21 protein-coding genes are annotated in these 19,082 nt (G+C 32.5%); 10 read left to right on the forward strand and 11 right to left on the reverse strand.

Going from position 1 to position 19,082, the window contains the following annotated elements:
• The first annotated feature begins 50 nt into the window (after nt 1-50).
• The 5 genes from L3X39_RS06390 (at nt 51) to L3X39_RS06410 (ending at nt 4,289) form a co-directional block, all read left to right on the forward strand.
• On the forward strand, nt 51-689 hold the full coding sequence (locus L3X39_RS06390; protein WP_237230945.1) for a DUF937 domain-containing protein: 639 nt from the start codon (nt 51-53) through the stop codon (nt 687-689).
• A 208-nt stretch (nt 690-897) separates the two neighbouring features.
• A complete protein-coding gene (locus L3X39_RS06395; protein ID WP_237230946.1) occupies nt 898-1,335 on the forward strand; it encodes a DUF6146 family protein in 438 nt (145 codons plus the stop codon).
• A 37-nt stretch (nt 1,336-1,372) separates the two neighbouring features.
• Entirely contained in the window at nt 1,373-1,675 is a 303-nt protein-coding gene (locus L3X39_RS06400; RefSeq protein WP_237230947.1) for a DUF6787 family protein, read from the forward strand.
• A 50-nt stretch (nt 1,676-1,725) separates the two neighbouring features.
• Complete coding sequence (locus tag L3X39_RS06405; protein WP_237230948.1) at nt 1,726-2,007, forward strand: hypothetical protein; 282 nt, start codon at nt 1,726-1,728, stop codon at nt 2,005-2,007.
• 62 nt (nt 2,008-2,069) lie between these two features.
• Nucleotides 2,070-4,289 carry a TonB-dependent receptor gene (locus L3X39_RS06410; RefSeq protein WP_237230949.1) on the forward strand — a complete coding sequence of 740 codons (2,220 nt, stop codon included), beginning with the start codon at nt 2,070-2,072 and terminating at the stop codon, nt 4,287-4,289.
• 64 nt (nt 4,290-4,353) lie between these two features.
• Here L3X39_RS06410 and guaB read toward each other — a convergent pair whose 3' ends face one another.
• The 6 genes from guaB to L3X39_RS06440 form a co-directional block, all read right to left on the reverse strand.
• The gene (guaB, locus tag L3X39_RS06415) at nt 4,354-5,826 is read right to left on the reverse strand and encodes an IMP dehydrogenase (protein WP_237230950.1); all 1,473 of its coding nucleotides are present in this window, start codon (nt 5,824-5,826) and stop codon (nt 4,354-4,356) included.
• A 57-nt stretch (nt 5,827-5,883) separates the two neighbouring features.
• Nucleotides 5,884-6,594 carry an Insecticidal toxin complex protein gene (locus L3X39_RS06420; protein ID WP_237230951.1) on the reverse strand — a complete coding sequence of 237 codons (711 nt, stop codon included), beginning with the start codon at nt 6,592-6,594 and terminating at the stop codon, nt 5,884-5,886.
• A 25-nt stretch (nt 6,595-6,619) separates the two neighbouring features.
• Entirely contained in the window at nt 6,620-7,111 is a 492-nt protein-coding gene (locus L3X39_RS06425; protein WP_237230952.1) for an Aq_1264-related membrane protein, read from the reverse strand.
• Nucleotides 7,112-7,639, reverse strand: coding sequence for an FMN-binding protein (locus L3X39_RS06430; RefSeq protein WP_237230953.1), 528 nt, complete (start codon nt 7,637-7,639; stop codon nt 7,112-7,114).
• A gap of 174 nt (nt 7,640-7,813) precedes the next feature.
• Nucleotides 7,814-8,992, reverse strand: a complete 1,179-nt coding sequence (locus L3X39_RS06435) for a porin (protein WP_237230954.1) — start codon at nt 8,990-8,992, stop codon at nt 7,814-7,816.
• A gap of 171 nt (nt 8,993-9,163) precedes the next feature.
• Nucleotides 9,164-10,027, reverse strand: coding sequence for a hydroxymethylglutaryl-CoA lyase (locus L3X39_RS06440; RefSeq protein WP_237230955.1), 864 nt, complete (start codon nt 10,025-10,027; stop codon nt 9,164-9,166).
• A 129-nt stretch (nt 10,028-10,156) separates the two neighbouring features.
• Between L3X39_RS06440 and L3X39_RS06445 the strand changes: the two genes are divergently transcribed.
• Both L3X39_RS06445 and L3X39_RS06450 read left to right on the forward strand, forming a co-directional pair.
• Nucleotides 10,157-11,098, forward strand: a complete 942-nt coding sequence (locus tag L3X39_RS06445; RefSeq protein WP_237230956.1) for a T9SS type A sorting domain-containing protein — start codon at nt 10,157-10,159, stop codon at nt 11,096-11,098.
• Between the two features lie 108 nt (nt 11,099-11,206).
• Nucleotides 11,207-12,382, forward strand: coding sequence for a zinc-dependent metalloprotease (locus L3X39_RS06450; protein ID WP_237230957.1), 1,176 nt, complete (start codon nt 11,207-11,209; stop codon nt 12,380-12,382).
• Here the strand turns inward: L3X39_RS06450 and L3X39_RS06455 are convergent, their stop codons facing one another.
• The gene (locus L3X39_RS06455) at nt 12,383-13,414 is read right to left on the reverse strand and encodes a quinone-dependent dihydroorotate dehydrogenase (RefSeq protein ID WP_237230958.1); all 1,032 of its coding nucleotides are present in this window, start codon (nt 13,412-13,414) and stop codon (nt 12,383-12,385) included. It lies immediately after the preceding gene.
• Nucleotides 13,415-13,538: 124 nt separating this feature from the next.
• On the opposite strand from L3X39_RS06455, the gene pepT reads away from it, so the two are divergent.
• The 3 genes from pepT (at nt 13,539) to L3X39_RS06470 (ending at nt 16,478) form a co-directional block, all read left to right on the forward strand.
• Complete coding sequence (gene pepT / locus L3X39_RS06460) at nt 13,539-14,774, forward strand: peptidase T (RefSeq protein WP_237230959.1); 1,236 nt, start codon at nt 13,539-13,541, stop codon at nt 14,772-14,774.
• Nucleotides 14,775-14,830: 56 nt separating this feature from the next.
• Entirely contained in the window at nt 14,831-15,715 is an 885-nt protein-coding gene (locus tag L3X39_RS06465) for a hypothetical protein (RefSeq protein WP_237230960.1), read from the forward strand.
• Nucleotides 15,716-15,878: 163 nt separating this feature from the next.
• Nucleotides 15,879-16,478, forward strand: a complete 600-nt coding sequence (locus L3X39_RS06470; protein ID WP_237230961.1) for a YdeI/OmpD-associated family protein — start codon at nt 15,879-15,881, stop codon at nt 16,476-16,478.
• Here L3X39_RS06470 and L3X39_RS06475 read toward each other — a convergent pair.
• The 4 genes from L3X39_RS06475 to nusB form a co-directional block, all read right to left on the reverse strand.
• A complete protein-coding gene (locus L3X39_RS06475) occupies nt 16,475-16,666 on the reverse strand; it encodes a hypothetical protein (protein ID WP_237230962.1) in 192 nt (63 codons plus the stop codon). The two genes, L3X39_RS06470 and L3X39_RS06475, sit on opposite strands and share 4 nt — an antisense overlap.
• Before the next feature lie 358 nt (nt 16,667-17,024).
• A complete protein-coding gene (gene yajC, locus L3X39_RS06480) occupies nt 17,025-17,315 on the reverse strand; it encodes a preprotein translocase subunit YajC (RefSeq protein ID WP_237230963.1) in 291 nt (96 codons plus the stop codon).
• A 10-nt stretch (nt 17,316-17,325) separates the two neighbouring features.
• Nucleotides 17,326-17,877, reverse strand: a complete 552-nt coding sequence (locus L3X39_RS06485; RefSeq protein ID WP_237230964.1) for a DUF1573 domain-containing protein — start codon at nt 17,875-17,877, stop codon at nt 17,326-17,328.
• A 78-nt stretch (nt 17,878-17,955) separates the two neighbouring features.
• The gene (gene nusB, locus L3X39_RS06490) at nt 17,956-18,900 is read right to left on the reverse strand and encodes a transcription antitermination factor NusB (RefSeq protein ID WP_237230965.1); all 945 of its coding nucleotides are present in this window, start codon (nt 18,898-18,900) and stop codon (nt 17,956-17,958) included.
• Nucleotides 18,901-19,082 lie beyond the last annotated feature (182 nt).

The raw sequence follows: 19,082 nt of genomic DNA on the forward strand, positions 1-19,082 counted from the left end.
ACTTTTTTTTGTACATTGAAATCCATTTTTAAAAATTAAAACAATAAATCATGTCAGGAATTCTAGACTTATTAAACAGTGACCTTGGAAAAACAATTATAAGTGGTGTTTCAAGTCAAACGAAACAACCGCAAAACAAAACGCAAGATGTATTAACTATGGCATTACCCGTATTAATGCAAGCTATGAGGCGTAATGCTGCGACACCACAAGGTGCTGAGGGTTTACTAGGAGCACTAAATAGTAAACATGATGGTAGTATTCTAGATAACCTAGGTGGTTTATTTAGTGGTGGTGTAGATTCCAATGTTTTAAATGATGGTAGTAAAATTTTAGGTCATGTTTTAGGAAATAAACAACAACATGTTGAAAATACCCTTGGGGCCAAAGCCGGTATGGATGCAGGTAGTGTGGCTCAAATTCTTAAGGTTGCGGCACCAATACTTATGGGTGTTTTAGGAAAAGAAACAAGACAAAAACAAGTAAATAGCCCAAGCGGTATTGAAGGCTTATTAGGAGGTTTATTAAAAGGAAATTCACCACAACAAGAGCAAAGCTTCTTAGAGTCTATTCTTGATGCCGATGGCGATGGTAGTGTTATTGATGATGTTGCTGGTATGGTTTTAGGCGGTAGCAAAAAGAAAAGCGGACTTGGAGGTTTGCTAGGAGGTCTTTTTGGAAGAAAATAATATTTTACTTTAGACATAATTGAAAAGGGTTAAACAAATGTTTAGCTCTTTTTTTGTTAAAAGGTCTTAAAATTAAGCATTTAAGGAACAGTTTTTGTAACTTTAGTATTAGCACTGTTTACTCATTAAAAGGAGCATTTAACTCATTCTCACTTTCAAGAATGACCTATGAGTTATATATTTAAAAATGAAATAAAATATTAATGCTATGAAAAATCTAATATACTATTTACTTCTCAGCGTGTTTATTTTTAATTGTAATACTCCGAAAACGGTATCTACAGTAAAAAATGAGCGTTTAGAAAATGTAAAAGATAATGATACCGTTACCATCGCTAATGATGATTTAGAATATGAGATTATTATTATTGAGCCAGGTTTTAATTTTTGGTTAAATAGTACTGCCAGACCAGAAGGTTTTTACTCTCAAGAATATATGGAAGTTAGAAATAATCAATATGTTATTGCCTGGAATCAGCGTGTACTTCAACCTCAATTATATGACCCTAATTTATATGAATTACAAATTGATTATCAGCCACAAATCGATTATGGATATGAAGTAAATTATAAACTTTATAATTATTTCATCTATTTTCAAATAAGATATAATCAAAGATTAGCAGGTTGGGTTCCTAGAATTTAATTTAGTTTTAGTTATTTTTGCATAAAAATTGCAAGTCTTGGAAAAACTGAAACAACGTTGGGGTATTGAATCTAACGTACAAATTATAATAATACTAATTGTCTTTGCGGTAACGGGTTCTACGGCTTCTTATATAGGTAAACCCATTTTACATTTTTTAAATATAACCACCGAAAATTTTAGTACTTTTGGTTACTGGTTTACACGAATTGTATTGCTTTTTATTATGTACCAATTTTTACTAGTAGGATTTGGCTGGTTATTTGGTCAACATAAATTTTTCTGGAATTTCGAAAAAAAGATGTTAAGTAGAATTGGGTTTAAACGTTTTTTTAATTAGTGACTGACTTAAAACAACATATAGTTTTTAAAGTAATTTGCCTTTTGCTTATGGTAGCATTATTAATTCCTGCTACCGTTAAGTTTACTCATGTTTTTTCTCATCATGAACATAAAGTTTGCCTTGGAGAAAAATCTACTCATATTCATGAAGTTGATTTTGATTGTGAATTCCATAAATTTCAAGTAAACAAAAATTTCACATTTAATAGTTCTTATTCTGCAATATACTCGCCCATTGAGCAATCTACAGAGATAGTTTCTCAATACTTTTTTTTAAGCGAGTTTCAGCACTTGCATTTCGCGCTTCGGGGTCCTCCTACTTTAATTTAATAATCTTAAAATATGCTGAATCTACTCAGCAAAAAATATTATTAAATTAATCAAAATCATTTATGAAATTATTTTTAAATATGTTGCTATTGTTAGCAATATCAAACTTATATAGTCAAAACAGCATTCAAGGAACCGTAACCGATGCTAATACTAACGAATCTTTAGCTTTTGTAAATATTTACTTTTCAGATATTGAAAAAGGAACAACCTCCGATGAAAACGGGAATTTTATTTTCGAAAACTTACCATCAGGGAATCACAATATCGTCTTTTCCATAATAGGTTATAAAACGCGATCTTTTCAAATAACCATTCCTACGACCGAGAAAATAAGTATCAGCTTAATGCCGTCAGCTATTGAGATGGAAAGCATTATTATTTCAACGCCTTTTCACAAATTACAGAGTGAAAATGTAATGAAAGTAGAACAAAAAACCGTTAAAGATTTAAAGGCTAATGGTGCTACTACACTTTCAGAAGGCATTACAAATATTGCGGGTGTAGAAAGCGTTACCACTGGAGTTAGTATTGGTAAACCCGTAATTAGAGGCTTAAGTTCTAACCGCGTTTTGGTGTACACACAAGGCGTTCGATTAGAAAATCAGCAGTTTGGTGATGAGCATGGTTTAGGTATCAATGATGCGGGTATTGAAAGTGTAGAAATTATAAAAGGTCCCGCGTCTTTACTTTACGGAAGTGATGCTTTAGGTGGTGTTTTATATTTAAATCCAGAGCGTTTTGCAAGCAACAACTCGTCATCTGGCGACCTCAATCTAAATTATTTTAGTAATACCAATGGCTACAATACCAATGCCGGTTATAAGGCGTCCGAAAACAATTTTAAATTTATATTCAGAGGAAGTTTAGCAGAACATGCTGATTATAAAACCAATGATTACCGGGTTACAAATACACGCTTTAGAGAGCAAGATTTTAAAGCTGGTGTTGGCTATCAAGGTGATACTTTTAAAACGGAATTCAGGTATAATGTAAACAATTCAAAATTAGGAATTGCTGAAGATATTGGTATACAATCAACTAACAAAACACCTTTATTACCATATCAAAATGTAACTAACCATGTACTGAGTTCAAAATCTACAGTATTCTTTAATAACTCAAAATTAGATATCAATTTAGGGTTTCTTTATAATGATAGAAAGGAGTTTGAAGAACATCATGAGCATGAAGATGAGGAAGATGAAGAAGATCATGAAGAGGAAGATGACATTTTAGAAGCAGCCTTACACATGAAACTAAAAACTGCAAATTACGATGTAAAATACAGTTTGCCACAATTAGGAAAGTTCGAAACTATCGTTGGTGTTCAAGGTATGAATCAAGTAAATACTAATTATGGTGAAGAACAGTTAATCCCTGATGCCACAACCAACGATTTTGGCGTTTTGGCTACTTCACACATTCACTTTAAAAAAGTTGATATACAACTCGGGGCGCGATATGATAACCGAAACATTGATGTAGTATCTGGTATTCAAAGAGACTTTAATAGTTTTAATGGTGCTTTTGGTGTAAAAACGAACCTATTTAATAATATTACAGCTAGAGTAAATTTAGCAACTGGGTTTAGAGCACCTAATTTATCTGAATTAACATCTGATGGGTCTCATGAAGGTACGAACCGATACGAAATTGGAAATCCTGACTTAACGAGTGAGCAAAACTTTCAAACCGATGTCGCTTTAGAATTTAAAAACGAGCATGTTGAGCTTTTTGTAAACGGATTTTATAATACCATAAATAACTACATTTTTTTATCACCAAATGGTGATTTTGTGGACGACGACCCCGTGTTTTTGTATTTACAAGACGACGCAAAATTATACGGTGGTGAAATAGGTTTTCACTTGCACCCGCATCCACTAGACTGGTTACATTTAGAAACTAGTTTCGAGACGGTTACAGGAAAGCAAGACAACAACAGCTATTTACCACTCATTCCAGCTAACAGTTTAACCAATGTAATTCGATTAGAGTTTGAAAAACCGTGGCTTAAAAACGGGTATGCTTTTGTAAAACTACGTTCTACATTCAGACAAAACAATGTAAGTGCTTTTGAAACTACCACCAATGGTTATAATTTGTTAAGTGCAGGTTTGGGCGGAAGCTTTTCGGTATTTAAAAATGAATTAGCAATTACAGTTTCAGGTAGTAACTTAACTAATAAAACCTATATCAATCATTTATCCCGATTAAAACCAGACGGTATTTTTAATATGGGTAGAAATATTAATGTTGGTTTGAGTTATAGCTTATAAAAACCAAAAAAGAGCCAACATATATAAGTTGGCTCTTTTTTTTATAATACAATTTCTATAAAAATTATCTTGAATAATTAGGCGACTCTTTGGTAATGGTTACATCATGTGGATGACTTTCGTTAATACCACTTGCGGTGATTTTTACAAACTGCCCTGTTTCTTTTAAGGTAGCAATATCTTTAGCTCCACAATACCCCATACCAGCACGTAAACCGCCAACAAACTGATGAATACTTTCATATAAATCACCCTTATAAGGCACACGACCTACAATACCTTCTGGCACTAATTTTTTAATATCGTCTTCAACATCTTGGAAATAGCGGTCTTTACTACCTTCTTTCATAGCTTCTACTGAACCCATACCACGGTAAGACTTGAATTTTCGTCCTTCGTAAATAATGGTTTCACCTGGAGACTCTTTGGTTCCAGCTAATAACGACCCCAACATCACACAATCTGCACCTGCAGCAATGGCTTTAGGGATATCACCTGTATATCGAATACCACCATCTGCAATTACAGGAACACCAGTCCCTTTTATAGCCGAAGCAACTTCTAAAACCGCTGAAAATTGCGGAAACCCTACACCAGCAACCACTCGCGTTGTACAAATAGATCCTGGACCAATTCCAACTTTTACAGCATCGGCACCTGCATCTACCAAATATTTTGCTGCAGAACCCGTAGCTATATTACCAACTATAACTTCCAATTTTGGGAATTTAGCTTTAATATCTTTTAAAACGCCAACAACGCCTTTTGTATGTCCGTGAGCTGTATCAATAACCACCGCATCAACACCAGCATTTACCAAAGCCTCAGCTCTATCAACAGCATCGGGTGTTACACCAATAGCCGCAGCTACACGTAAACGACCAAAAGCATCCTTATTTGCCATGGGTTTAAGTTTCAACTTCGTAATATCTCTAAAGGTTATTAAACCAGATAGTTTGTAGTTATCGTCAACTATAAGTAGTTTTTCAATTTTATGCTCTTGTAGTATAATTTCAGCATCTTGTAACGATGTACCAACAGCCGCTGTTACTAGGTTTTCACCTGTCATCACCTCGGTAATAGAGCGTTTGTTATCATGCTCAAAACGTAAATCACGATTGGTAACAATGCCTTTTAAGGTTCCTTCATCATCAACAATAGGAATACCACCAATACCATGTTCAGCCATATTTTGTTTAGCATCCATTACGGTTGCTGTTAATGGTAATGTAACCGGATCTATAATCATTCCACTTTCGGCACGTTTTACACGTCTTACTTTTAAAGCTTGTGCTTCAATAGACATATTTTTATGCAATACGCCAATACCACCTTCTTGCGCCATAGCAATAGCCATTTTACTTTCTGTAACCGTATCCATGGCAGCAGAAATAATAGGTACATTAATGGTGATGTTTCTCGTAAATTTTGTTTGTATATTAACTTCGCGTGGAAGAACTTCGGAAAATGCTGGAACTAATAAAACGTCGTCGTAGGTTAAGCCTTCTCCTACTATTTTGTTTTGATGTGAAATCATGATGCAATTACATTTATAATTGCGTGCAAATATACAACTAAATTATAAGATAATCTGTTAACTTTTATATCTGTTTTCGCAATACGGTTTAAGAACTTCTAAGGCGTAATTATATCTAGTCTCCGGGTTTGAGAGCTCGCCTTTAAACTCAATAGCTTTAGGCACCACTAAACCATACAAAAATTTTCTTTTCGCTATATGTTCTAAAGTTTTTAAGCTTTTTGTATCTATAGTTTTATAAATTGAGTCTATCCATATATATTGTTCCTTTTTCAATACATTTTTGTCCCATTCTATAGCCTCTTCTCTTTTTAAAATAGTATCAGAGACATATAATTGTTGTAATTCGATAAAAGCATTTTTAAAGACTACTTCGCTACCTAGTTTTGCATATTCCTTTATACGCTTTCGTAGTAAAAGTGAATACGGAAACACTTCAATTAAATGTAGTTTTTTGGAAATAAAATGTGCCATTTTTACCCAAACAACTTCATGCCCTTTTGTTTCTAATGATGTATACAGCCACTGATAAAAATCGCGTCGCTGAACAACATTATTATATTCGTCAAATAAGTTATTTTTAAGATTATAGATATTTGCTTGTTGCCAAATTACAGTATTTTTGGTTCTATCGGTTTTTAACCAATCTGAAGGCAACAAATTTTCATTTTGAGTTGCTTTTTGATACGATTTTAAATTTTGCCATTCTTTAGCAAATAGTGAGTGCGTTATACCAAATAAAAAGAAGCAAATAATCCATCGTACCATTAAGTAAAAATACGAGAAATTATACTTAGCGTGGTTTTTGAAGAAGTTGTTTTAAAATGATTATTGTAGAAAGGGTAAAAGTAAGCGTCATTAATATTCCTGATATCATAACAATATACTTCATCCATAATATTTCTTTCCAAAGTAAATATAAGCCTCCAAATGTTAAGACTACAGATACAAAAGGTTCAACTATTAGAAATAGTTTTAGCTTTTTATCGAGCTTTGTGATGGAAACAATACCACCGACCAAAAAGAAAATAATCGACATGGATAAGATGTGATTATGCACTAAGGTTAGCATTTCTTGATCGCTCTTTTTAAAACGCATGACCTTCGCATTTTCGTCGGCTTCATTCCCTAAATACTGTTCTTCAATACCATTTGGATTGGCAGAAGAGGTTTCTTCAACAAATAACAAACCTGTATAAAAACCAATACTCAACACCACTATAAAAGCTCCAATTAACAATTTAATTTCTTTAGGTAGTGTAAGTATTAGTCCGTTTAGTTGCATTTACAGAATATTTTTTGAGTGTAAAATTTTTAAAGACTGTAGCAAATCGTTCATAGCATTTGTCATGGAACGGACTGAAATAGTTGCTCCAGAAATAGCAATTATATTATCGCCATAACTTAGCTGGTCGCCTTCTTTTTTACCTATGAATTGCCTTAACCAACGTTTACTACCAATTTCTCCACCGTATTCTTCGCGGTAAATTAATACTTTCGTTTTTAAAACGATTAAATCTTTATCCAATAACACTAAATAATCAAATTGAGCTGTCTTACTAGGTGCTTTTGCCACATACGCATACCCTAAAAGCCCATTATTAGTTTCTATTTTGAATAGATTATTATTATTAAATTGAGATGGTACTTCTTTAACTATGTCTGAAGGAACTATAAACTCATTCAAATTAAAGACTTCAATATTAAAATTGTCTTTAATTTCATTATCCACTTTTTTTTGAATATTTTTTGGTAGTCCAAAAAACATCATTAAAACCGTTGTGACTAATATTGAAGTTTGTTTTAAAATCATGTTGCAAAAGTATTGTTTTTCACTTAATATGATAATAGGTAATCGCCAAAAAAATGGCGATTACCTTTTTGTTATCTGTTGCGTTAGGGATTGAAGCTTTGTTGAAGCTCTACCGATGCAAAATCGGTAAGCGACTGCCGAAAGCCCAACCCAAAGGGTAACGCCCAAATTATTTTAGAACCAAACGCCGATTCCAAAATTTAGTCTGTCTGCCACATCGCCACCTGAAACAGCATTGTCTCTAAACTGGTAATCTCCTTTTAGCACAACACCTGGCGCAATATGATAGCTTAATCCAGTTGTTAAATCGTTGCGATTGTAAGCATCATTTCGTGTTAAACCACCTTCGGTTTTAGCATGTGTATCGTACTGCTCATATCTTGCAAAGGCAAATAAACGTTGTTCTTTTTCTTGTGGTAAAAGGTTGTAAGCAGCCTCTAAATACCAACCTTGTAACTGGCTACCTAAATCGCGCCCAGTTAAATTGTTATACGCTTCAGTACCTGATAAGCTTCCATGAACAAATTGTCCACGTGCTGTAAAGCGTTGGAATGCGTAACGTGCATCTAGTCCTAACATGGTGATACCAATATTGGCACCAGCAATATCCTCAACATCGTCTTCCGCCTGAGTGTCTCCAAAATATCCTGAAAGTCCTAAACGTAGTCCAGGAATTCCATAATAATCGAATTTTAACGATAAGGTTGGGCTATCAACCGTTGATTGAATAGCTTTTTGACGACCACCACGTAGCCCACTTGAACCACCAAGAACGCCATTAACACCGCCTTCTCCATCAAAAGATGTTGACTTAAATCCGTTAAAAACATAGGCTTGGTATCCTAAAGAAAGGTTGTTGAATCTACCTGTTACTCCAAAACCAATTTCTCTCCAAGTCGTTGGTATAATAACGTTATCAATTGCTGGTCGTTCAACACCATTAAACGTTGTAGGTTCGTGAAATTCGTTTATAATACCAAAAGGTACTAGCATTAAACCACCGCGTAAACTTACGTTTCCACCAACATTATAGTTAACAAAGGCTTGCTCAATAAATACTTCTTCAACATGTTCAAACTCAACCTCAGTAACGAATTGTGTTTTTTCGTTGAATTTGTAACCAAAAAGTAATACTAAGCGTTGAACATCAAGCTCGCCATTTTGAGCTTCGGGTTGATTGTAGGTTAACTCACCATAAGCACCAACTGTTACAGATTTTCCGTAGTTACCAGAAAGAATTCTTTGGGCTGCGTTAAGTTGTTTTTGAGGGTCGAAAGTAATAGAATCTTGTATAGTTTGTGCACTAGCAATAGATGCTAAAAAGATTGAAAAAAGTAGGGTTAGTTTCTTCATTTTAAAATTGAATTTTGTTTTTATTTAGACTTATTATAAATAATAATTAATTTGAAGTCGCAAATATAAAACTCATTTTTACTTACACAAAGTTTATTTAGAATAATTTTAAATAGAATTTTTGAAATGAATTTATACCATTAATTATCAATGTTTTATGATTGAAAAAATTTAATGGTATTTTAAAAATATTTTTGAGGCTTCGTTAAAAGCACTCTCAAAACTCAAGGCATTTAATCCGTTTACTTTTTTAGAAGTGAAGTAAGACAATAGCTTTTCGGTAGGCATATTCCCTGTAAGTTCGTCTTTCGCCATAGGGCAACCACCAAAACCTTGAATTGCACCATCAAAACGGTTACAACCCGCGTTATAAGCAGCATCAATCTTTTCATACCACGTAGTTGGTGTGGTATGTAAATGAGCTCCAAATTCTATATTAGGATATTTAGGAATTAAATTAGAAAAAAGGTAGTCAATACTTTCAGGGTTCGAAGTTCCAACCGTATCACTTAAGGATAATATTTTAACGCCCATATTTGCCAGTTTTTCAGTCCAATCGCCTACGATATCAACATTCCAAGGGTCGCCATAAGGATTCCCAAAACCCATAGATATGTAAACCACCACTTGCTTATTAGATTTGTGAGCAATTTCTAAGATTTCTGAAAGGGTTTCAACCGATTGTGCAATGGTTTTATGCGTATTACGCATTTGAAAATTTTCCGAAATAGAAAATGGATAACCTAAATAATCAATTTCTTTATGCTGGCTTGCATCTTCAGCGCCTCTTGTATTTGCGATGATAGCCAACAACTTACTGGTGGTTTTACTTAAATCTAGCATTGATAAAACCTCAGCTGTATCAACCATTTGAGGAATGGCCTTTGGTGAAACAAAGCTCCCAAAATCAATCGTATCGAACCCAACACGTAATAACGATTGAATATATTGCACCTTTTGCTCAGTTGGAATAAATGCTTTTATTCCTTGCATAGCATCACGTGGGCATTCTATAATTTTTACTGGTTTTGACATTCGAAAAAAATAGGAGGATAAAAATACTATTAATTTAATTAAGCCAACAATTGAAGTTTGAAGTTTTAACAATCTATTTGTAAGGATTCGTTTTTATCTCGACTCTAAAAAAGCTAAATAACTTCTGCTATGAAAAAAATTACTCAACTACTTTGTTTAATTACATTAACTATATCAAGCTTTACTTATTCTCAGAGTACCGCAAATTACACCATAGAATTTAATAGCATTTGGGAATCTGTTTCAGATAACCCAACTATGGGACAAAGTACTATTGACTTACCGGCAAGTGCTCATTGGTCGCCTTTAGCAGTTGCAACGCACAAAACGGTTAATACCTTTTTGATGATGGGCGGAACAGCTTCATTAGGAATAGAAAATATTGCAGAAACAGGTAGTACCACAGCATTTGTAAATATAGTTAACACTAGCTCTGATGCTGATCAAGTTATAGTTGGAAGTAGCTTAGGAACGGCAAAAGGCAGTATTTTTATCAATAATCTAGTAGTTAGTGAAGATTTCCCTCTGGTTACTTTAGCATCCATGATTGCGCCAAGTCCTGATTGGTTTATCGGCGTTAATGGTATCGACTTAAGGTCGGGTAATCCATCTATTAATAACGGTTGGAAAGATACGTTTACCATTGATTTATTCCCATATGATGCAGGAACTGAAGATGGTAGCTCGTACTCACTTAGTAACCCTGCTACAAATCCACAAGGCGTTGTTACAAGCTTAGTAAATGTTACGCCATTTAATAGCAATAAAATTGGGACACTGACTTTTACTTACAACTCTTCAACCTTAAGTAATAATAATAACGCTTTTGAGACTATTAAAATATACCCAAATCCGACAAATGGAAACATTACAATTTCTAATATTAAAAATATAGAATTAAGCACCGTTCAAGTTTATAATGTTTTAGGTAGGCTGATAAAAGAGATTTCTTTAAAAAATGGTTTAAACAAAGTGAATTTAGATTTAACTAGCTTAAATCAAGGTGTTTATTTATTAAGTTTAAATGACTCTAACGGAAGAAGTAAAACTCAAAAACTCGTTATAAACTAGCCTAAAAAGTTGCGTTTTCTCACATTAATCGATTATTAACCAAACTTCATCGTTTTTATTGTTTAATAATCATGCAAGGGTATACATTTATTAAAATGTTTTGCCCCAATGAAGCTTTTTAATAAAAAATCCCTCGTCTTAGTTTCGATAGTTCTATCGTTTTCTTTCAATATATTTTCTCAAAGTAAAACTGAAATAACTTGTGGTACGGTTACTTCACCAGAATTTATTAACCATTATAATAGTATAAAACAAGAGCTTAAAACTTTTGAGCAAGATTTCATGCAAATGAAATCTGGTAAAACCTACACCTCTAAAAAAGAAATTAGTAACATCCCGATTAAAATTCACATTATTAGAAATTCTGATGGCTCTGGTGGATTAAGTACAGATAACCTCAATAATGCTCTTGCAGAATTAAACGCTACTTATGCCGATGCGTTTATAGGATTATCCTTATACGAAGGTGTTAATTATATTGATAACGATCAATTATGCCACTTTCAAAAAGGAAACGAAAATGAATTAATTAAAAACAATTATGTCCCTGGAATAATAAACGTTTATTTTACAGAATACATCGAAAATTATTCGGATGAAAGTATTTGTGGTTATAGTAAAAATGAAAAAGTCAATACTATTTTTATAAAAAACAGTTGCGCTACTAATGGTTCTTCGTTAGCGCATGAATTTGGACATTTCTTTTCTTTAGTGCATACACATGGTTTGAGTAGTGAATTAACTACTGAGTTTGTTGATGGTAGCAATTGTGATACCGATGGCGATAGTGTTTGCGATACGCCAGCAGACCCGGGATTATCAAATAAAAATATAGACAACTTTTGTAATTATATTGGTGAATTAAAAGATGCGCATGGTGATAGTTACAAGCCTGATACTAATAACATCATGTCTTATTCTAGAAAAGCTTGTAGAAATCATTTTTCAAATGGGCAACTCGCTAGAATGTATGCGTATTATAAAATTATTGAAAAGCGCATCACATCGCCAAACGTGGATTTTGATGAAATTACTACTGATAAAATCAATGATTTAGCAAATTTAAGATTATATCCAAACCCTGTTACTAAAGGGAAAATCAACTTTAACGTTTCCAAAATTGAAGAGGCTGTCCGTTTTCAAATCGTTAATTTACAAGGGCAAATGCTTTCTCAAGGCATTGCAACTTATGGAGAAATTGATGTTAATTATTTATCGTCTGGAAGTTACTTATTGATTTTAGAAAACTCTAATTCAAAAGCCATTAAACGATTTATAAAGTAATTAAGCTTTAAGCAATGCTTTGTTAATACGCTTGATAAGGCTAGGACCTTCGTAAATAAATCCTGTATAAATTTGAATTAAATCGGCTCCCGCAGCTATTTTTTCTATAGCATCCTTTTCAGAGTGAATACCTCCTACTCCAATGATAGGAAATGCTTTTTTACTCTTATCGGATAAGTATTTTATAACCCTTGTACTTCTATCTTTTATTGGTTGCCCACTTAAACCACCATTACCAATACTTTCAAGTAGTTCGTTAGATGCCTTTAAACCCGTTCTGTCTGTAGATGTATTACTGGCAATAACACCGTCAAGCTTTGTTTCCTTAACTAAGTCTATAATTTCATCCAATTGTCCGTTGTTTAAATCTGGAGCAATTTTTAATAGAATAGGTTTTTGCTTTTTAAATGTACTATTAGCTTTTTGCACCGCACCAATCAACTCTTCTAAATAATATTTGTCATTCAATTTAGCATGACTTCCCACATTGGGGCAACTTACGTTAAGTACAAAGTAATCCACATACGAATGTAGTGCATTAAAGCACTCTAAATAATCTTTCGTATATTCTTCAGGTTTTGTAGCTGTGTTTTTTCCAATATTACCACCAATTATCAGTTTACCTTTATTTTTTTTTAATTGTTCTATAGCCGCTTCTAAGCCTTCATTATTAAAACCCATTCGGTTTATAATACCTTGGTCTTCTTTTAATCTGAATAATCGCTTTTTTGGGTTACCCGCTTGTCCCTTTGGTGTTACCGTTCCAATTTCAATAAAACCAAACCCAAAGTTCGCCAACTCGTTATACAAGACAGCATTTTTATCGAAACCTGCGGCTAAACCTACAGGGTTTTTAAATGTAAGTCCGAATAATTGCCTTTCCAATTTTTTATCGTTAACCAGATATAAACTTCTAAATAATGCTGAAAACCCTGGTATTTTAGAGGTGATTTTTATTAATGAAAATGTGAAATGATGAATTTTTTCGGGGTCGAATAAAAAAAATAAAGGGCGAAGTAATAATTTGTACATCAGTATTATTTATGCAAAAATACTTCTAAATAAAAAATTGCGCAATTCAAATGGTAAAAATCTTAATAATCGTAACTTTAAGGCGTATAATACGCTATTGATTATATCACTCAAACACTATAAAATGATTTCAAAAGAACACATTATAAAACGTTTTGTAAGTTACGTTACTATTGATACAGAATCTGATCCTACATCAAAAACCACACCCAGCACTAAAAAACAATGGGACTTAGCCAATAAACTAGCTGATGAACTTAAAGCCATTGGTATGCAAGATGTTGATATTGACGATAATGCCTATATTATGGCAACCTTACCTAGTAATGTAGATAAAGATGTTCCGGTTATTGGGTTTATTTCTCATTTTGATACCTCACCAGACTTTACAGGAGCCAATGTAAACCCGCAAATTATTGAAAAATATAACGGGAAAGATATTGTTTTAAATAAAGCTGAAAACATTGTTTTATCACCCGATTATTTTGAAGACTTGCTTCTTTATAAAGGACAGACTTTAATTACCACCGATGGCACCACACTTTTAGGAGCCGATGATAAAGCAGGTATTTGCGAAATTGTTTCGGCTATGGAGTATTTGATAAATCACCCAGAAATTAAGCACGGAAAAATAAGAGTTGGTTTTACACCTGATGAAGAAATTGGTAGAGGCGCTCATAAATTTGACGTTAAGAAATTTGGTGCAGATTGGGCTTATACGATGGATGGTAGCCAAATTGGAGAATTGGAATACGAAAACTTTAATGCTGCTAAGGCGGTTGTAAAAGTAAAAGGAAAGATTGTACATCCAGGTTATGCCAAAGGAAAAATGATAAACTCTATGTATATAGCGCAAGAGTTTATAAACTCGCTTCCAGCACTCGAAACACCAGAGCATACTGAGGGTTATCAAGGGTTTTTTCATTTACACGACATTCATGGTAATGTAGAAGAAACTACCTTACAGTACATTATTAGAGACCACGATAAAGAGCATTTTGAAGCGCGCAAAGAAATGATGGAGAAGTTAACAAACGAACTTAATTCGCAATACGGAAAAGAGGTTATTATTACTGAAATTAAAGACCAGTACTATAACATGCGTGAAAAAATAGAACCTGTAATGCATATTGTTGATATTGCCGAAGAAGCCATGAAACAATTAGGTATTAAACCACTTATAAAAGCTATTAGAGGTGGTACGGATGGGTCGCAATTGAGTTATATGGGGTTACCTTGCCCAAATATTTTTGCTGGCGGACATAATTTTCATGGGCGTTATGAATATGTGCCTGTTGAAAGCATGATAAAAGCTACCGAGGTAATTTGTAAAATTGCTGAATTGACCGCTTTAAAATAGCGGTTACTTATAACTTGACTTTGTACGAAAAATTAACAAACATTTACAAAGAACTTATGAGAAATTCAATATTCATTTTAATATTATGCATTACATATTTTAGCACATCTTGTTCTTCCGATTCTAATCAAGATGATGATAGTGTCAATTACACCTATAAAGTTACTAGAGAATACATTAATGACAAATATTATATAGAATATTCGTACAATGAAAATAATCTATTGACTCGACTTTTATATTATGATTATGACAATGTAACCTATTATCAAACAGATTTTCTTTATGACCTAAATAACAATGTAATTGAAACTAAATCATATGCTCCAAATTCAAATAACATATATACTAATACATATACTTACGATGATGATAATAGACTTAAAAAAGCATATTATTCAGAAAATTTTATTAACCCTAATCAGATTGTAACGCTAACATTTACGTACAATGACAATATTATTACTGTAAGCGAAAGCACAGATAATATCGTATCACCTCAAAAGGAAGTAACTTTTGAATTAAATAATGTTGGATTAGTTATTAGACTTAATAAATACTATTATTATTCGATATTGAATTACGATTCGAATAATAATCTTACAGAAATAAATACTTACAATAGTTTTGATAATACATTAATAAATAGTCAAATTTATTTATTCGACAATAATCCAAATCCATTTTATGGTCAATTGAAATCAATTTATTTTGTTAAACTTTTAGATAAATTTAGTAGCCTTAGTTTAGGTCCATATTTAAGAGGTGAATACCAAGGGTATGCATTTCCTTTTCAAAACAATAATGTAACTACTACGTTTCAGAATGGAAGCTTATTTGATAATTATAGTTATTCTTACAATGAGGATGATTACCCAATAAAATCAACCGAAACTAAAAATGGAGATAGAGACTCTGTATTTTACATTGAATATGAATAAAAACGATTTGCCAACACCGTGTATAATTCATTGCTTTGGCAAGTGCTTACTTGGAAAATTCCTTCGGAATTTTCTTGCGTTCGTTTTAGTTTACTAAATTAGTTGCTCAATCACGCAACGAAATCATACACAAACACGTTAAACGAAATAACAAACTCAAAACATGAAAAAAGTCTATTCCGTTGAAGAATATATTGAAGAAAACAACCATTTTGCTGATGCGCTAACGCTTTTGCGCCGTATGATTAACAAAACCGAGTTAGAAGAAACCGTAAAATGGAGTGCACCTGTATATACTTTAAATGGTAAAAACGTAGTTGGTTTAGGAGCTTTTAAAAACCATTTTGGTATCTGGTTTTTTAATGGTGTGTTTTTAAAAGACGAGCACAACTTACTTATTAATGCGCAAGAAAACAAAACCAAAGCTTTACGACAAATGCGTTTTGAATCGATTGAACAAATTGACAAAAACATTGTTTTAGCTTATGTTAAAGAAGCCATTGAAAACCAGAAACTAGGTAAAGAAATTAAACCAGACCGCAGTAAAAAAAAGCTTGAAATACCTATTGAGCTTAAAAACGCATTAAGTAACAACACAAGCTTAAAAGATGCCTTTAAAACCTTAACCCCTTATAAACAAAAAGAATACTGTGAATATATAGACACGGCAAAACGTGAGGCTACCAAACAAACTCGCCTTGATAAAATTAAACCCATGATTTTAAAAGGTATTGGGCTGAATGATAAATACAAAAACTGCTAAATAAACAACATACAGTCTTTAGTATCTTTAACTTCGCCATAATATGTTTCGCGGTATTTATGCAAGGTTTTTATTGGTAATCCAAACAGATATTTTTTAATATAAGTTACTTTGGTTGTAAGCTCACCCATCTTTACGGTGTGCCGCTTTTCAACTTGTGTTTTTCTTTTGATTTGTATAATTTTCATGTCTGTGTGTTTATTAAATAATTAAAGCATACAATAATTACATTAAGTAAATAATATTGAATACTTAAACATTAACTAATTATCAACGAGTTTGATAACGAAATGATTGAATTGAGTTTTAAAACTCGAGATTATGAAGTTGGAGGGATAAATTTATCCGATTGTGTTCTAAAAACTAGAAAACTAAAATTGAAGATTCTACTATTCTGTCTTTCATGCATTCCTTTTCCCATGCTGCAAACTTACGAAAACATAAGGCTACTGTCAAGAATGTTATGTTAAGATAAATACAACATTTCCAAATAAACAAAAGCCTCCAGAATATGGAGGCTTTTATATATATGCTTAATTCGTTTTTTTATTTCGCGGGTGCATTAAGCTTAGAGCTCATTTCCATAGAAATAGCAGAACGCTCAAACTTTAACTTTCCAGCCATTGTTTCAATAACACAGCTGTTATCTTTATCGTTTAACTCGGCTATTTTACCATGTAACCCACTTTTGGTAACCACTTTATCACCACGTTTTAATTCTGCAGCAAATTTCTTTTCTTTTTTTGCACGTTTCATTTGTGGTGCAATCATAAAGAAATACACAACTACAAACATTAATACAAATGGCAATAAACTACTTAATCCTCCTTCTCCCATTTTTTATGTATTAGTCGTGGTTATGTCCTTCGTGTCCAGGTTTTGTACTAGACTTAACCTGTTGAACTGGCGAATTACTAATTGATGGTGTAGGGTTTGCGCTTGCAGGTGCATTAGGGTCTGGTTTAACAAACGCCATAATTTTAACCATTTCAGTTCCTTTTTCTGTATTTGCAGTTACAGTAACCGTTTTTGTTACTTTATTAGTACCAGTTCCGTTAAATTTAACTGTAAACTGTCCTTCAGCGCCAGAAGCTAATGGCTCTCTGCTCCAATCTTGAGGTACCGTACATCCACAAGAACTTTTAATATCAGTAATTACTAATGGTGCATCACCAATATTTTTATATTTAAAAACAGTTTCAACGGCTGTTTTAGCTTCAATTTCGCCAAAATCATGCTCAGTTTTATCAAATTGAATTACTGGGAATTTTGATGAACTGGCATCTCTTTCAGCAGCTGCTGTTAAGTTGCCTTCTTCAATTTTTTTAGCGGCATTCTCTTTACACGATGTAAAGGCAATCAAGCATAATGTGCTTAATCCTAATATTACTTTTTTCATGATATTTATTTTAATTTGGTTTGTAAAAATAGTAATAATTTAAAGCATTTAAAATTTTTGGGTTGTTATTAACAAAATTTACATCAACCCTCTGCCTATTTTATTAAGCGATCCTGATGTTTCATACTCTTTTACCAGCTTATCTAAAATACCATTAATAAAAATACTACTCTTAGGTGTTGAGTATTCCTTTGATATTTCTAAATATTCATTGATGGTAACTTTTACTGGTATTGAAGAGAAACTTTTTAATTCGCAAATAGCCATTTGCAGCAATACATAATCAACATTTGCAATCCTATCAGAGTCCCAATTTTGTGTTTTATTCTCTATTTCTTTATTAATAGAACTTCTGTTTAAAAGTGTTTTGGTAAACAAATCAATAGCAAACTGTTTATCATCAGCATCTTTATAAAGTTTTGGAGTAAAATAATTTTCAGCCGATGTTTCTTTTACCTTTCTCAACAACTTTAAAATAGTTGTATTTACTGTAGGAAGGTCGTCTAGCCAAGTTAAATTTTTGTCTTCAATATATTCATATAGCTTTTCATTGGGCGCAATTACCTCTTTAAAAATATCTATAATAAAAGTTTTGTCTTCTTTAAAGTCTGAAGTTCTAGTTTTCATATATTCTGCATACAATTCACTAGAGGTTATTGCTTTAAAAATAATATCTACATACTCGCCATCTAAATCCCAATTCTTAATTTTATGAGTTTCAAACTTGTTTTTAAGGTCTGTATTTTCTTTTAAAACCTTTAATAATTGGTTGTTTACAAACTTCCGGTTAGGATTTTTGTCTTCATTAGTGGCAAGATGCTTTTTCTGTTTTTTTTGTAAATCGTCTTCAGCTCTTTTTTGAACTTCAATTAATAACGAGATTAATAACAAGTACAGGTTGTACATATTATCTATACTAAATAGCAGAAATTTTTGATCTTTACTAAAATCATCACTTTCACCACCTTTAAAGGCATATATAGTTTGCATTACTTTTACGCGAATATGTCTTCTGTTTAGCATAATTACAAAGAACTTAAATTAAAAAAGATGAAATATATTCATGGTTTTCACGCTGCAAAAATAATACTATATTTAAATAAAATACACTATTTATTCATTTTAATTAATTGCAATACTTTAAGCTATATTTAACAATTAGCTTTACGTTCAATTCCTTTTAATTATCATTAATACGCTATATT

It is taken from the genome of Flaviramulus multivorans (assembly GCF_021728415.1).
GTDB classification, from domain to species: Bacteria; Bacteroidota; Bacteroidia; order Flavobacteriales; family Flavobacteriaceae; genus Sabulilitoribacter; species Sabulilitoribacter multivorans.